The organism is Bifidobacterium aquikefiri (assembly GCF_002259795.1).
Classification (GTDB): domain Bacteria; phylum Actinomycetota; class Actinomycetes; order Actinomycetales; family Bifidobacteriaceae; genus Bombiscardovia; species Bombiscardovia aquikefiri.
In genome coordinates this window covers 126,244-140,388 of sequence record NZ_MWXA01000005.1, presented here as the reverse complement: position 1 = coordinate 140,388, position 14,145 = coordinate 126,244, and the positions used below count along the sequence as shown (strand labels likewise).

Below are 14,145 nucleotides of genomic sequence, written 5' to 3'. Positions count from 1 at the left end.
ATGAGAGAAGAAGCATTTGAACTTTCTGCCGAGAAGATGCGAAAGCGTGGCTTGAGCGAGGTCTCCATCAAGCAATTCAAGCGGTTATACGATACTTGGCAGGGAGAGAATTCAGAGTTTTCGATACAGGAAAAAAATGTTGATGCTCTCAAAGAAGTGCCGTATGTCGGTGACGTTCATGACAAGATGAACCAGCAACAAGCGTTGGATGCCTTCTCCAAGACGGCATTCTTAAAGCTCAATGGTGGATTGGGAACCTCCATGGGACTTGACGGTGCTAAATCACTGCTTCCTGTGCGTCGTCACAAGGCACGCCAGATGCGATTCCTGGATATCATTCTGGGTCAGGTGCTCACAGCGAGAAAGCGTCTCGGCGTTCCGTTGCCATTGATCCTGATGAATTCCTTCAGAACTTCCAAGGACAGTCTGAAGCTGGTGAAGAAGAATCGACTGTTTGAACAGCATGACATCCCACTGGAGATCATCCAGCATGTTGAGCCGAAACTGGTGCTGAAGACTGGTGAGCCGGTGGAGTTCCCCGAGGATCCAGAACTTGAATGGTGTCCGCCTGGCCATGGTGATGTCTATTCCACTATTTGGGAGTCGGGCCTGCTGGACAAGCTTCAGGAGAATGGTATCGAATATCTGTTCATCTCCAATTCAGATAATCTTGGTGCTCGACCTTCGCGCACCTTGGCATGGCACTTTGCCAAGTCCGGTTCTCCATTCATGGTTGAGGTCTCGAGAAGAACAAAGGCGGATCGCAAGGGTGGGCACATTGTCTTTGACAAGAAGACGGGACATCTCATGCTTCGTGAAATGAGTCAGGTGGCTCCCGGTGATGAGGGCGACGCAACCAACATTCGCAAGCATCCGTACTTCAATACCAACAGTATCTGGGTCAGGGTCGATGCCTTGAAGGCCAAGCTTGAGGAATACGAAGGTGTACTTCCATTACCCGTCATCATCAACAAGAAAACCGTGAACCCTGCCGATTCGAGCACAGAAGATGTTGTTCAGCTTGAGACTGCCATGGGTGCTGCCATTGGCCTGTTTGAAGGAGCAACATGCATTGAAGTCGATCGCATGCGCTTCCTTCCCGTAAAGACAACCGATGATCTGTTCATTATGCGGTCAGATAGATTCCACTTGACGGACTCGTATGAAATGGAAGATGGCAACTATATCTTCCCGAATGTGCAGCTTGATGAACGGTATTACAAAAACATCAACGATTTCAACGAACGATTTCCATATTCCGTTCCTTCGCTTGCGGCTGCCAACTCAGTCACCATCGAGGGAGACTGGACTTTTGGTCGTGATGTGACGATGTTCGCCGATGCGGAGCTCTCTGATCAGGGCAGACCATCATACGTTCCGAATGGAGAGTTTGTAGGACCACAGGGTGTTGAACCTGACGAATGGGTCTAGAAAGCAATCAGCTCGGATTCACTCGAGGACTCTTGCCGCTATGCTTTGAGATTTGGCTGCACTGAACATAAAGAAGTGCGGTCTATCTCTCGGAGCGTATTCATATAGCTTCGCTCATAATGATATTTGTACATTTTTTGAGTTATTGTGCCTGATTCGAGCAAAATACATCTAATATAGATAAAGGTCTGTGCAAACATGCACAGTTACTTAGGTATGCTAACGATACGCGAGGACTAATGACAGAGGGAACGAATGGTAGGCGACGCTTCTCCGATAAGTGGGGGAAACATGAATTGGATGTGCTTGCCGTATTGTCCTCAGCCTTCCCGCAATGGCTGACATCCCGTCAAATCGCACAACGCGTGAAGGCGTATGCGGATTCGTACGGCGAACTTGCTGACCAGGCGGCAAAGGCTGCATTTGCTAAACAATTTCAACGTGACCGCGCAAAGCTCGCGGCAATGGGAATAGCAATCGAATCTCGACAACCCGAGTATTCGTCGAAGTCAGAAGGTCAGGATTTCGCGTCGTACCGTCTTCAACTCGGTGATGAACCAAGGGTTCGACTTCGCTTTGAGCAGGACGATTTGCCGGTGTTGGCCGCTGCCAACTACCTTGCCCGTTCCGTGTCCATTTCACAATCCGCTGAACATCAGGAGCACCACACTTCGCGCACCAGTCCACGTGTGCCACAAATGCCGGTTCCGGGACTCGGTCTTGATTCCATAGCTCCGGGCTTAGGAACGCAACCCATTCCAGATGCCTTGGTGAAGGTCATCGACTCTCGACGCTTCGCCGCTACTGTTGACGATAATGGTGAGCATATCAATGTGGCATACACGGATTCAGACGATTTGGCGATGTTCGTGCTTGGGCATCCTGGTTCATCCATCATCAGTCCTCAGGAGGCAGCCGATGCATTCAGCAGAAGACTGCATGCTGCCACGCGTCTTCAGTCCATTGACAACAATGGTGATGATCCTGTGCAACCCATGCCGGAGATCGATAACGGCAAGGATCCGTGCGAGCTTCATCACAAGGAGGGAAGAAAGTCATCGGCATCCTTCCAGACTGGTTCTGAGGTTGATCGCCGACTGCGCTTGATGCTCTTCCTTTCAGCTCACCTGGGCGAGGAGTTCTCGCTCAATGAGCTTGCAGAACGCTTTATTGGCCGTGTCCGCGACGACGACGATCTGAAGCGCTTCGTCAATATCATCCACAAGGACATCAATACCTTGACAACCGTTTCTGACGATGGTGAAATGGCAGGCAGTCAGTTCTTTGACATCGATTGGAATCTGCTCGAGACCGAAGGCATCGTCTCTGCAACAAATTCTCTCGGCCTGGAACGTCTTGCCGGAGTTTCGCCGCAGTATCTCAGTCTTCTCACTGCTTCCGTCAGCTATCTAGCCCATTCGCCACTCCTGCCGGACTCCTCGCGTCAGCAGGCTCAATCACTGTATCTTAGGCTGCGACAGCACGTCGAGCCGGGTGTGACACCATGGCTCAGCCTGACAGGATATGAACTGGAACCCATGAGCTTTACCATTGTGAAGCGTGCCATCGATACCCAGTCGATTCTTGACATGGAATATACCGATGGGGCAGGCAGGACACATCGCAAGATCGTTGCTCCAGCCAAGATTTTCGTTGATGAGGGTGTGTATTACGTCGCTGCGTGGACCGATCTCTATCATGTCATCGATATGAGTGCGATGTCGGATGAGTTCAAGGAAATCATCACCAAGCAATCGGAGCAGCTTACCCATATGAAGGGCGAGCACCGCCAATGGCAGGTATTGCGTCTCGCTCGGATTGAACATGCTCAGCTCGTTGAGACCGAGAACGTACCCGAAATTCCAGACGTTCCCATAAGCACATTGCGCGAGTGGAGTTTTGACAATGGCACTGCGGCTGTCATCATCACCGACAAGAAGCATCTTGCCTTCGTGAAGTCTCTTCCCGGAGCGACTGTTGATGACAATGGCACTGGTGAAAGGGTGCACCTGACAGTCTCCTCGGATTCTTGGTTCGTTGCTTTCTGCATCTCGCATGCCCGGCATATTACTGCTGTGGCACCTGAGACCTTGCGTACGATGATCGTCGCTCGTGCAGAGCGCGAACTAAGTTTGGGAGAGAACAGCATAGCGAACGAAGAGTAAGGGGAGTGACAATGCCAGGATGGATTTGGCTACTATTGGTCATCTTTATGATCGTTGTCCTTATCGCTGGAGCCGCGTATGTAGTGTTTCGCGCTCTCGCTGCAATGCGCACCGCGACCAAGCTCAGTACCGTCATCGGCGCTAAGATCGCTGACGCGCAGTCTTCCTCTCAAGACAAGGAACCACAGGATCCATTGCTTACACAGCCATTGAGCGTCGCAAGTGATCGCTATTCGCAGACACATGCAGAGGTTCTCCGACGCCATAACCGTATTCACGAACGGCATATGCGTACCTGGCAGCAGTGGAGGTATTTCAACGACTGATTCACGTGTAAGGATGTTTAGGGACCGTTATGCCAGATAATCCGACTCAGCGTTATGCTGCGTTCAGGAAAAGACAGACTCACGCACAGACCGCTGCCTTTCGTTTCGCCAGCAAGCTTCCATTTGAACTCGACCGATTTCAGGAAGAGGCCATTGAAGCCTTGGAGGCTGATGACAATGTGCTTGTTGCAGCCCCAACGGGATCAGGAAAGACGGTCGTTGCAGACTTTGCCGTCTTTCTTGCGCAAGAGCATAATGTCAAGGCTTTCTATACCACACCAATCAAGGCGCTGAGCAATCAGAAGTATCACGATCTGGTTGAGGTATTCGGAGAGGATCATGTGGGTCTCCTTACGGGAGATACCTCAATCAACGCAGAGGCAGACATCGTGGTGATGACGACGGAAGTTCTGCGCAACATGCTGTACGAGCACTCAACCACTCTGCAGGCTTTGCGATACGTCGTTCTCGATGAGGTTCATTATCTCAGCGATCGATTCAGGGGACCGGTCTGGGAAGAAGTGATCATTCATCTTCCTCCCTCCGTTCGTGTCATTGGATTGTCCGCTACCGTGTCGAACGTCGAGGATTTCTCCGATTGGATTCAGTCGGTTCGCGGTCACACCAAGCTCGTCATCACAGAGAATCGCCCTGTGCCTTTGGAACAGCATGTGATCGTTCAATCGGACGATCATACACCTCCCGAACTCATCGATCTGTATCGAAAGAATGCGAATGCTGACAATCATCAGCCGAAGCTCAATCCGCAATTGATCGAGCGCCTTGACCAGCTCGATCGGCAGGCTGCTCGCGCGCACGGCAAGGCTCAGGAGCGTAAGCACAGTAGCAGACATGAGCACAATGCGCATCGGCGCAATCAGTCGGAGCACTTTGCCAATTCGCGTCACGTGCCTCGTCGCTGGGCTGTTGTCGATGAATTGGATTATGAGGATCTGCTTCCGGGCATATATTTCATCTTTTCACGCAACGGATGTGATCAGGCGGTTGAGCAATGCATGAATGCGGGTCTTGAACTCACCAGTGCCGACGAGGCACAACGTATTCGGGGCATTGTCGACGAAATGGTCGAAGGCCAGCTCAGTCGTGATGATTTGAAGACACTGCACTTCTCATCGTTTAGATTTGCACTCGAAAAAGGTTTTGCAGCCCACCATGCCGGCATGGTTTCACTGTTCAGGCAGATTGTCGAACGGTTGTTCGAGGCCGGCTTGGTCAAGATGGTCTTTGCCACGGAAACGTTGGCATTGGGTATCAATATGCCTGCACGCTGCGTTGTTGTGGAGAAACTTGAAAAGTTCAACGGTATTGGACATGTGTCCCTGACTCCTGGTGAGTTCACTCAGCTCACAGGGCGCGCAGGCCGGCGAGGAATCGACAGCATCGGACATGCAGTCGTCGTCGATCATCGAGATTTTGTTCCAGCAACCGCTGCGGCACTTGCCAGCAAACGAGTCTATCCGCTGCATTCCAGTTTCCGGCCAACATTCAATATGGCTGTGAATCTTCTCAATTCCAGTGATTACAAGACGGCGCGAATGACTCTTGATCATTCCTTCGCTCAGTGGGAGGCCAACGAATCGGCGTGGCAGCTCGAATCTCGGATGGATACCCTTGCTCAGGCATTGCACGGATATGAGGATGCATTTGCCTGTGATCATGGTAATTTCGCTGAATTCATGGAAATTCGCATGAGGCTCTCGGATGCGCAGAGGCACGAGCGCCAGGAACTCAAGCACAAGCGATTTCGATCTGAAAAATCAAGAAGCCGAGCATTCCGAGAGCTCGATCAGCGCATTGCAGAGCTCAAAGATCAGGAACGGCATCATCCCTGCAGAGAATGTCCTGATTTGACCACTCACTTGAAATGGGGCCATCGCTGGGCGCGTGAAAAGAAGGAACTCGAACGGGTTCGAGACCGTTATGAATCCAGAACAGGCTCCGTAGCACGTCAGTTTGATCATATCTGCGAAATACTCAACAATCTTGGATACATCACTCCTGAGTATGCCGATGCCGTGTCTCCACTCACCCCTGCGCATCATGACAAAGTCAAGGAGTTGCTGGTTCCCAGCAGATTCAGCAACTCGGCTGATTTCGTGGATGATGCGCATACGATGGTCAACTACGCTCTGACACCGCGTGGCCAGATGCTGAGAAGAATATACAGTGAACAGGATCTGGTACTGGCTCAGATGATTGTGGATCATGATCTGCTAGGTCTATCAGCTCCAGAACTGGCAGCCGTTGTTTCATCACTGGTGTATGAAGCTCGTCGCGGCGAAGGCGGGGGAGATGGCAACTTCCCTGGCGGGCCAGAAGGCAATGTGGCAATCGCCGTCCAGGCGTCGCTGGGAAGCAGGGCACATGTTTCCATGCTCTGTGAAGACTATGGACTTGAACCCGTCAAGGAACTCGATTTTGGCATGTCACAGATCATCTATGAATGGGCCAAAGGCGAGACCTTGTCGTATGTTCTTCGGAATACTGAGCTCACGGGTGGCGATTTTGTCCGTAATACCAAACGACTCGCAGATTTGCTTACGCAGATAGCTCAGGTTGGCAGATTCTTCAAGGATGCCGCATCACTATCTAAGGTTGCCGAGCAGGCAGTGTATGTCGTGAACCGGGGGATAGTCGCCTATTCGGGAGTTGACTGATTACGCGATTGTAGAAATGTTGGAATAAGTATCAAGTCCCAGCTGTTTTGTAGCTTGGATAGTAAACATACGAGGAGGAATTATGGCAGAGCGCAGTTTGCGTGGAATGAGTATAGGGGCAAAATCCCTTGAGTCGGACGATAATGTGGACTTTGCTGCACGTACGGATGTTGCATATCTCTGTCCGAAGGGTCACCGAACCATTCTTCCCTTTGCTGAAGGTGCCGAAATCCCTGATCAGTGGGAATGTCGCTGCGGCGAGGTTGCTCATCGTGAGGGGGAGCAGGATCAGGAAGCCGATGAGATCTCCAAGCCAACGCGTACGCACTGGGATATGCTACTCGAACGTCGTTCAATGGACGAATTGAAGACTTTGCTCGACAAGCGTCTTGAAATGCACCATGACGGTTGGATTCCTGATTACGAGTAATTGTCTGGTCTCAATCTCACTATCATTCACAGCATTGTCAGGCGCGTCGTCCAACCGATGCGTCGTATAGATAAATTGTCAAGCGGTCAATCGCAGCATTGGTGATACCTCAAAAGGAGCAAATACTATGGCAGAACATCCACGCAAAGTCGTGTTGTTGGATTTGGATGGTACCTTGACGGAATCTGCTCCTGGAATTCTTGCATGTGTGAAAAAGACCTTCGAAGCGGTTGGCATGAAGATCCCTGATGATCATGAGCTCCAGCAATTCATAGGACCGGCAATCATCGAATCCCTGCAGCGTAACAATGTTCCCGAAGGTAAGCTTCAGCTTGCCGTAGACACATATCGTAGCTACTACAGCGACATCGCTGCCTTCGACGATCCTTGCATGCCAGGTAACAAGGTGCCTGGCAAGCTGGTGAATGTCATGTATCCGGGAATCATCGATCAGCTAAGAAAACTCAGGGCAGAAGGTTACTATCTGGCGATTGCCACCTGCAAGCCAGAATATCAGGCCAATCCAATATGTGAGCATTTCCATCTCACCGATGAAGTCGATGGACTCTATGGTGCCAGTCAAGATATGACTCGGTTACATAAGGATCAGGTCATTCGCTACGCTTTTGCGTCCATTGGGTTTGATGAATCCCAGGGTGATATCGCCATCATGGTCGGCGATCGTTGGACTGACGTCGACGGTGCCAAAGCAGTCGGCATTGCTTCGATTGGTTGCAACTGGGGCTATGCCAACCCAGGTGAACTTCGAGAACATGGCGTGACGACTACCATTGATAAGGTTCATGATCTGACCGATGCAGTCAATGATCTGTTTGCGCATCTCGAACGCGACGCACATGGCGATACAACGGTCAATCATTCGTATTCGGCTCAGCATGTTTGATATTCAAAAAACGCGGCGATGATCTATCGGTCATTAACGGATTCTGATAGCGATCTTTAGCCGATAATGTACGTTATGTCAGATTAGTACATCGTAAACCCAGCCACTCATTCATTGTGAACTTCCCCAAGTAACGGTGCGTAATTTTGCTTGAATTCCGGTGGAATATACATAGAAACAACGACTTATAGTTTCGCAAGTTCACAATGAGCAAGGCCGGAAGAATATCAAGCAGCAACTTCACGTTCTTGACGCTGGCGTTCAAGCTTTCGACGCACACGAAGTGCCGTGAGTTCGTCAATCGGTCGACCCTGAGCCTGTGATTGATGCATCTGCGTCAAATCAACGTGATCTTCCGAATTGAGCGCCTCTTGAATCTGATGCCAAACCTTTGCCACGGAAAGACCAAAGACTGCGCGGCCCTTAGCCATGAAATCGGACATTTCCTCTACATTGCTGCACTCATGAACAACATCACCGTCACACATAATCGTGAGATCTTCAAGATCAGATATTGAATGCTGTGTAAGAAATTCGATGGCGCGTGTCACATTCTGCAGATTGACACCGGCATCGAGAAGTTTTTTGGAAATTGCTAGAATCACAACATCTTTGAATGAATAGAGACGTCGTGAACCAGAACCATGTGAAGGCTTTATCGATGGCTCAACGATTTGTTTGCGGGCCCAGTAATCAAGCTGACGATAGGTTATTCCAGCGACCTTTGATGCCACTGTCCCCCTGTACCCTCGTGTTTGTTCCTCATCATTGCTAGTTGAAAAAAGCTCACCCTGAACTGCATCATCCGCATTAAGTGTGTCTCGTTGTTCAAGAGGCACGTGAAGGTGAAGACCTGGCTGCCCGTTACGTGATGCCACATCATCGGTCATTTCTGCCATTCTCAATCCCTTCGGCTTGCCTCTTACACTCATGTCATACCTAATATAAGTTGCAGTTTCTCGCATGAGTGCTCATATTCTGTGCCCATCATATTCGAGTGTAATCACTGCAGATGCTCAGCTAGTCCTTGACAACCGCAGATTTTGTGAAGAAAACCAAGCGAAACTTGCCGATTTGGATTTCGTCGCCTGCATGTAGTTCCATGTCATCGACTCGCTTACGATTAACGTACGTGCCATTGAGGCTGCCTGCATCGAGAACATGATAGGCATTACCGATTTTTCTGAAGATGGCATGCGCACGAGACACGGTAGAATCGTCAAGCAAAATGTCGGCATTTTGATCACGGCCAACGCTGACTTCATCCTCATCGAGAAGATAGCGTGAACCGGACACCGCTCCCCTAGTTGAGATCAGCAAAGCCGTTCCCTCTGAAAGCTTTGCTATCGTCTCCAGATCTTCCTTCGTCAAAGGACGATCCGCTGTGGTTACTACTGGCATATTGAGGGCTGGCAGACCAATGATTGTGGTCTCGCCTGCCGTTGGAATTGGATCAGTCATAGATGTCATTCTACCGTCTTTGCATACTTATACGTTGGGGAGCGTCGAACCTCGTCGATTTTGACACTTTCCTGCTGTTTCAACACTACTTTTGCATTGTATTGTACCTTGAGTCTCGAACCCACTCCCCCTGCGATCTGAATCGCATTCTGTAAGTCTTCCGGATTACCGATAGCCTTGATCGTATAAGGTGATGCGGCGCTTTGCCCATCTACATTGAGCCCCGATTTCGTATCCTTGATATACGACGAGGTGACGATTCGAACGGAATTGAAGGAAATGACTTCAGCCCCGGCATTTCTCAACTCTTCAATCAGAGTAAACATGGTCGAGGCATCCACATGAGTACTGCCCTGTGTCACGGTGATGGTGATGCCTTTGCCTTCAGCAGGCAATCTACCAGACAAAATTCCGTTGGTCGTTTCATTCTGAGCAGCGATCCTTGCTGCTTCCTCCTGCTTGTCAGCAGCCGATTGGATGGATTCCAGCTGAGCGTTCAGCTCACTCTTTCGCTGCTCAAGCTTGTCAACCTGCGTGCTCGTCTCATCAAGAACGCGCACCAACTCGTCTTCGGTCAGGGACTCGTATGAGGACTCGGTGTTGCGAACCTGTGCAACGTAGCCAAACCCCAGCAGGGCAGAAAGCAACGCAACCAGTACGCTGCTGACGATCCGTGCCCTTCTTGCATTGCCTCTCGGCCCGTAAGGTGGTTTTCTGCGCACTATCGGAAATGAGCCGGTATCTGTAGTGTCGTTGACCTTATCCTTGGTGTTCATCCTGTGGTAGCGGGGTATGGCAGCGTGAAGCTCGCGATGCCCATGCTGTTCGTAGTGTTCGTGATTAGCCCGTGCCATGATCAGCCCTTAAAGATAAATCGACGTATGGCAGAAACATTGGAAAAGATGCGAATGCCGAGCACCACGATAACTGCCGTGGAGAGCTGCGAACCTACACCAAGCTGATTGCCGAGCAGCACCAGCAGGGTTGCTGTGATGACATTCGAAAGGAACGAAATGACGAACACCTTGTCAGAGAAGCTTCGCTCAAAGAATGATCGCGCGGCACCCAACAGTGCATCGAGAGCTGCCACAACCATGATCGGCAGATATGGCTGCAGAACGATGGGAATATCGGGCTGCAGGAAGATGCCAAAAACCACGCCTGCGATTAAACCGATGACTGCGGCCATGTTATTCGCTCCTCTTTGCGTACGATAAATCCGGTGTACCAGCGGTGCTGCTCATTGTAATCATATGCTCTTTCGAAACCTGTGGATGGATCCCCGCCTTGTTCAGCGTGCCATAGAGATCCTTCTGTTCTGAGCTACTCATATCAGTCTGCAGAACGTTGGTATCGCCTATGGCGGTTATCATATAGGGACTTTGAATGGAATTGAGTCCAACGAGAATCGTGGTACCCGCTGTACGTACAGAAGTCTGGACACCTACGCGATACCCGTTGATGGAGATGGCTTCCGCACCCGCAGCCCACAGCTTCGAAACGAATTGCTGAAGGTCAACGTCGGTGATGACACGGATATTGTCATTATCACTATCGTTTGAACCTGCTGAATCCGTTGCTGCTATGGGGTTGGCAAGACTGATTGAAATACCCTCGCCCTCGACCTTAGTAAATCCGTTGAGCAAGTTGTCTCTATCGGCGGTTGGATTGACGGCGTCTCCTCCAACCTGTGCAGAGAGCGAGTCCATCTGACTGCGGAGCTTGGCAATCTTATCGTTCGTCGAATTGTATTCCCTGGTTTCCGCCTCGACCTGAGATATGAGTTTCTCGCGAATCTTGCTCCTTGGATCGGTATGCAACTCACGAACAATTACTGTTCCAGCCAATCCGACGGCAAGACATATGAAGAAGACCAGCAACCTGGACATCCATACCTGCAATGGTCCACGCCGATCATGAACCAGTGTGGCATCGCTGAACATCGGATCGAGCGAGCGGTTGGTCAAATCGTCAATGAGTCGCAGCGATTCATCGTCTATGCGTCTTCGACGATTGCGGATATTCGAAACCGTGTCCGGTAGCCGATCTACATGCCTCTCAGCGAGTCCAGAGACATCTTTCGAAAACACAGCTCTGCGGTGATATGGCATTCTGTCTGGACCCACCGAAAACGACCGTGGCCGCTGCATATCATTCATGACGTCGTTCTTCGCGCATCAGCGACATTCCCTGGCGAATGTAGAGAATGCCTGCAAACCAATAGAAGAAGACACCCCACAGTACAACTGCGAGAGAGATCAGGTGAAGAACACGGAACATTGAACCAGACCAGGCATCAGCAACGATCAGTGCAGGAATGCCGACCATGAGCAAGGCCGTGCCGGTTTTTCCCGCAAAGTGAACCGGTAACGGACCATAGTCATACTGCGCAAGAATGAGTATAAGTCCAGCCATTAGCAGGTCGCGCAGCCCTACGACAATGAGCAGCCACCAGGGCAGAATGTGTGATACGCCCAAAGCTAGAATGGTGAAGAATATCAGCATACGGTCGGCAATGGGGTCGAGCATCTGCCCGGCCTTGCTGACCTGATTGAAACGCCTGGCAATGTAGCCATCGACACCATCGGAAAGGGCTGACACAAGGATGAGCAACAGCGAAAGCACCAGATGCCTATGAGACACCAGGACGGTGATGAACGGAATGCATGCGATGCGCATCAAACTGATCGCATTCGGGATCGTCCAAATCGTGTCTTTGGCTTCTGGGCTGTATTTGCTTTCCATTGTGGGGTCCTGGGAGGTCATACTCACATTCTCGATGCTTGCAATGCGGTTACTATAATGGCACGTGCCCCAACATCATAGAGTCTATCCATCAATGTGTTCACTGTTTCCCTGGGAACCATTACGCGGACGGCAGACCACTGCCTGTCGTGCAGGTGTGAAACGGTCGGTGATTCAAAGCCTGGAGTGATATTGACAGCTTCGGGAACCTTTTCTGTGGGAATATCGTAGTCCATCAAAACATAATGATGAGCCGTGAGCACTCCCTGCAGTCTACGACTGAATTTGATCATGCGCTCATCGTCAACATGGACCCGAGGAGATCTAATGAGGATACCTTCCGAATGGAGAATCGGATCGGAGAAAATCTTCAGTCCGGCATTGCGCATGGTCGTTCCGGTCGAAACCACATCGGCGATCAGATCCGCGACACCCAGATGTACCGAAGACTCGACGGCACCGTCCAGATGAATGATCTCTGCAGAGACACCACGATCCTTAAGATAGTCGCCAACAAGCTTGTCATAAGAGCTGGCAACCCTCTTGCCATTGATATCCTTGAGTTCCTTGATATCTGAACCTTCTGGTGAGGCAAAACGGAATGTGGATGCACCAAATCCAAGCTTGAGGTGTTCTACTGCGGCAGTGCCTGAATTCAGCAACAGGTCACGGCCAGTGATGCCAACATCAACGGTTCCACGCCCGACATATACGGCAATGTCGAGTGGACGGAGATAGAAGAGTTCAATATCGTTGTCGTGGTCTTCAACGACCAGCTGACGCGGATTCGTTCTCAGTCTGTATCCCGCCTCTGCCAGCATGTTCCACGATGGTTGGGAGAGCATTCCCTTGTTTGGCACTGCTATTCTTAACATCAATCCTCCTATAAACAGCCTCTACCATACTGTTTGCGCATCCATGTCGCCAATTCGTCTCATGCGCAAACATGTCCTGATCGCAAACGTGTAATCATACGACTTACAGATGCTTATACACGTCTTCAATGCTGATACCACGATCGATCATCATGACCTGCATGTGGTATAGAAGCTGGCTCATTTCCTCCGCAGTGCGATCTGCGCCTTCGTATTCGGCCGCCATCCAGGTCTCACCTGCCTCTTCGATGATCTTCTTGCCGATGAAGTGAGTTCCCTTTGCAAGCTCCCCTACGGTGAGCGATCCTTCTTGCCTGGTGGCTGCCTTCTCTGAGAGTTCCTTGAACAGCGATTCAAATGTCTTCATGCTAACTTTCCTATGTCCCATTGCCGGTGATGCACATTCAACCAACTGGTGATGCCGAGTTCAGTCCTTATATGCAGCCTGTGCGAGATTCCTGATATTATCTATGGCCTTTGCCGGATCTGGTGACCCATACACGGCAGAACCCGCGACAAGAACATCGGCACCGGCCTCAGCGACTATATGAGCGGTAGATGGACTCACGCCACCGTCAACCTGAATATGCGTGCCAAGTCCTCGGCGTGTGATCTCATCGCGAAGGCGACGCGTCTTGCCCATCTGATTGGCAAGGAACTTCTGACCACCGAAACCAGGTTCGACCGTCATGATCAAAATCATGTCGAATTCATCGAGGATATCGAAGATTGGTTCGACGGGTTCTGCTGGGCGCACTGCGAAGCAGGCCTTGACACCCATGCCACGAAGTTGACGGGCCAGACGAACTGGAGCGTGCGTGGCTCCCATATGGAACGACACAGAATGGACGCCAAGCTTTGCAAATTCTGGAGCCCAGCGATCTGGGTCTTCAATCATCAGATGAACATCGACGGGAAGCTCACTCACTTGGCAAATTCTCTTGACGATCGGTTCGCCCAAAGTCAGATTTGGAACGAAATGATGATCCATGACATCGACGTGAACCAGATCCGCATTGTCTATTGCATGAAGATCGCGTTCTAGGTTTGCAAAATCGGCGGAAAGAATACTTGGTGCTATCTGAATACTCATACGCGCCATTCTAAGCAATACGAAAGACGAGCGGCTG

14 protein-coding genes and 3 pseudogenes are annotated in these 14,145 nt (G+C 50.6%); 8 read left to right on the top strand and 9 right to left on the bottom strand.

What is annotated here, in order from left to right:
* From BAQU_RS04500 to BAQU_RS04475, 8 genes and pseudogenes are all read left to right on the top strand, one after another.
* Positions 1-1,431, top strand: coding sequence for a UTP--glucose-1-phosphate uridylyltransferase (locus BAQU_RS04500; protein ID WP_094693147.1), 1,431 nt, complete (start codon positions 1-3; stop codon positions 1,429-1,431).
* 239 nt (positions 1,432-1,670) lie between these two features.
* Positions 1,671-2,385: pseudogene (locus tag BAQU_RS10760) on the top strand (helix-turn-helix transcriptional regulator); the annotation flags it as partial.
* Positions 2,386-2,492: 107 nt separating this feature from the next.
* Positions 2,493-3,203: pseudogene (locus BAQU_RS10825) on the top strand (WYL domain-containing protein); the annotation flags it as partial.
* 12 nt (positions 3,204-3,215) lie between these two features.
* Positions 3,216-3,596: pseudogene (locus BAQU_RS10820) on the top strand (WCX domain-containing protein); the annotation flags it as partial.
* A gap of 11 nt (positions 3,597-3,607) precedes the next feature.
* Entirely contained in the window at positions 3,608-3,922 is a 315-nt protein-coding gene (locus tag BAQU_RS04490; RefSeq protein ID WP_094693143.1) for a hypothetical protein, read from the top strand.
* A 29-nt stretch (positions 3,923-3,951) separates the two neighbouring features.
* Positions 3,952-6,600, top strand: a complete 2,649-nt coding sequence (locus BAQU_RS04485; protein WP_094693141.1) for a DEAD/DEAH box helicase — start codon at positions 3,952-3,954, stop codon at positions 6,598-6,600.
* 82 nt (positions 6,601-6,682) lie between these two features.
* On the top strand, positions 6,683-7,030 hold the full coding sequence (locus tag BAQU_RS04480) for an RNA polymerase-binding protein RbpA (RefSeq protein WP_094693139.1): 348 nt from the start codon (positions 6,683-6,685) through the stop codon (positions 7,028-7,030).
* A gap of 127 nt (positions 7,031-7,157) precedes the next feature.
* Positions 7,158-7,934: an HAD hydrolase-like protein gene (locus BAQU_RS04475; RefSeq protein ID WP_094693137.1), complete on the top strand. Its 777-nt coding sequence runs from the start codon at positions 7,158-7,160 to the stop codon at positions 7,932-7,934.
* A gap of 227 nt (positions 7,935-8,161) precedes the next feature.
* On the opposite strand, the gene BAQU_RS04470 is transcribed toward BAQU_RS04475, so the two are convergent.
* The 9 genes from BAQU_RS04470 to rpe form a co-directional block, all read right to left on the bottom strand.
* Positions 8,162-8,833: a MerR family transcriptional regulator gene (locus tag BAQU_RS04470; RefSeq protein WP_415447694.1), complete on the bottom strand. Its 672-nt coding sequence runs from the start codon at positions 8,831-8,833 to the stop codon at positions 8,162-8,164.
* A 121-nt stretch (positions 8,834-8,954) separates the two neighbouring features.
* Positions 8,955-9,395 carry an FHA domain-containing protein gene (locus BAQU_RS04465; protein ID WP_094693922.1) on the bottom strand — a complete coding sequence of 147 codons (441 nt, stop codon included), beginning with the start codon at positions 9,393-9,395 and terminating at the stop codon, positions 8,955-8,957.
* A 5-nt stretch (positions 9,396-9,400) separates the two neighbouring features.
* Complete coding sequence (locus tag BAQU_RS04460; RefSeq protein WP_094693135.1) at positions 9,401-10,171, bottom strand: DUF881 domain-containing protein; 771 nt, start codon at positions 10,169-10,171, stop codon at positions 9,401-9,403.
* A gap of 80 nt (positions 10,172-10,251) precedes the next feature.
* Positions 10,252-10,584, bottom strand: a complete 333-nt coding sequence (locus BAQU_RS04455) for a small basic family protein (protein ID WP_094693133.1) — start codon at positions 10,582-10,584, stop codon at positions 10,252-10,254.
* Position 10,585: 1 nt separating this feature from the next.
* Complete coding sequence (locus tag BAQU_RS04450; RefSeq protein ID WP_094693131.1) at positions 10,586-11,554, bottom strand: DUF881 domain-containing protein; 969 nt, start codon at positions 11,552-11,554, stop codon at positions 10,586-10,588.
* Positions 11,547-12,161, bottom strand: coding sequence for a CDP-alcohol phosphatidyltransferase family protein (locus BAQU_RS04445; RefSeq protein WP_094693129.1), 615 nt, complete (start codon positions 12,159-12,161; stop codon positions 11,547-11,549). The genes BAQU_RS04450 and BAQU_RS04445 overlap by 8 nt, the downstream gene beginning before the upstream one ends.
* A 2-nt stretch (positions 12,162-12,163) precedes the next feature.
* Positions 12,164-13,015 carry an ATP phosphoribosyltransferase gene (hisG, locus tag BAQU_RS04440; RefSeq protein WP_094693128.1) on the bottom strand — a complete coding sequence of 284 codons (852 nt, stop codon included), beginning with the start codon at positions 13,013-13,015 and terminating at the stop codon, positions 12,164-12,166.
* A 103-nt stretch (positions 13,016-13,118) separates the two neighbouring features.
* A complete protein-coding gene (locus BAQU_RS04435; RefSeq protein ID WP_094693126.1) occupies positions 13,119-13,382 on the bottom strand; it encodes a phosphoribosyl-ATP diphosphatase in 264 nt (87 codons plus the stop codon).
* 60 nt (positions 13,383-13,442) lie between these two features.
* A complete protein-coding gene (rpe, locus tag BAQU_RS04430; RefSeq protein ID WP_094693124.1) occupies positions 13,443-14,108 on the bottom strand; it encodes a ribulose-phosphate 3-epimerase in 666 nt (221 codons plus the stop codon).
* Positions 14,109-14,145 lie beyond the last annotated feature (37 nt).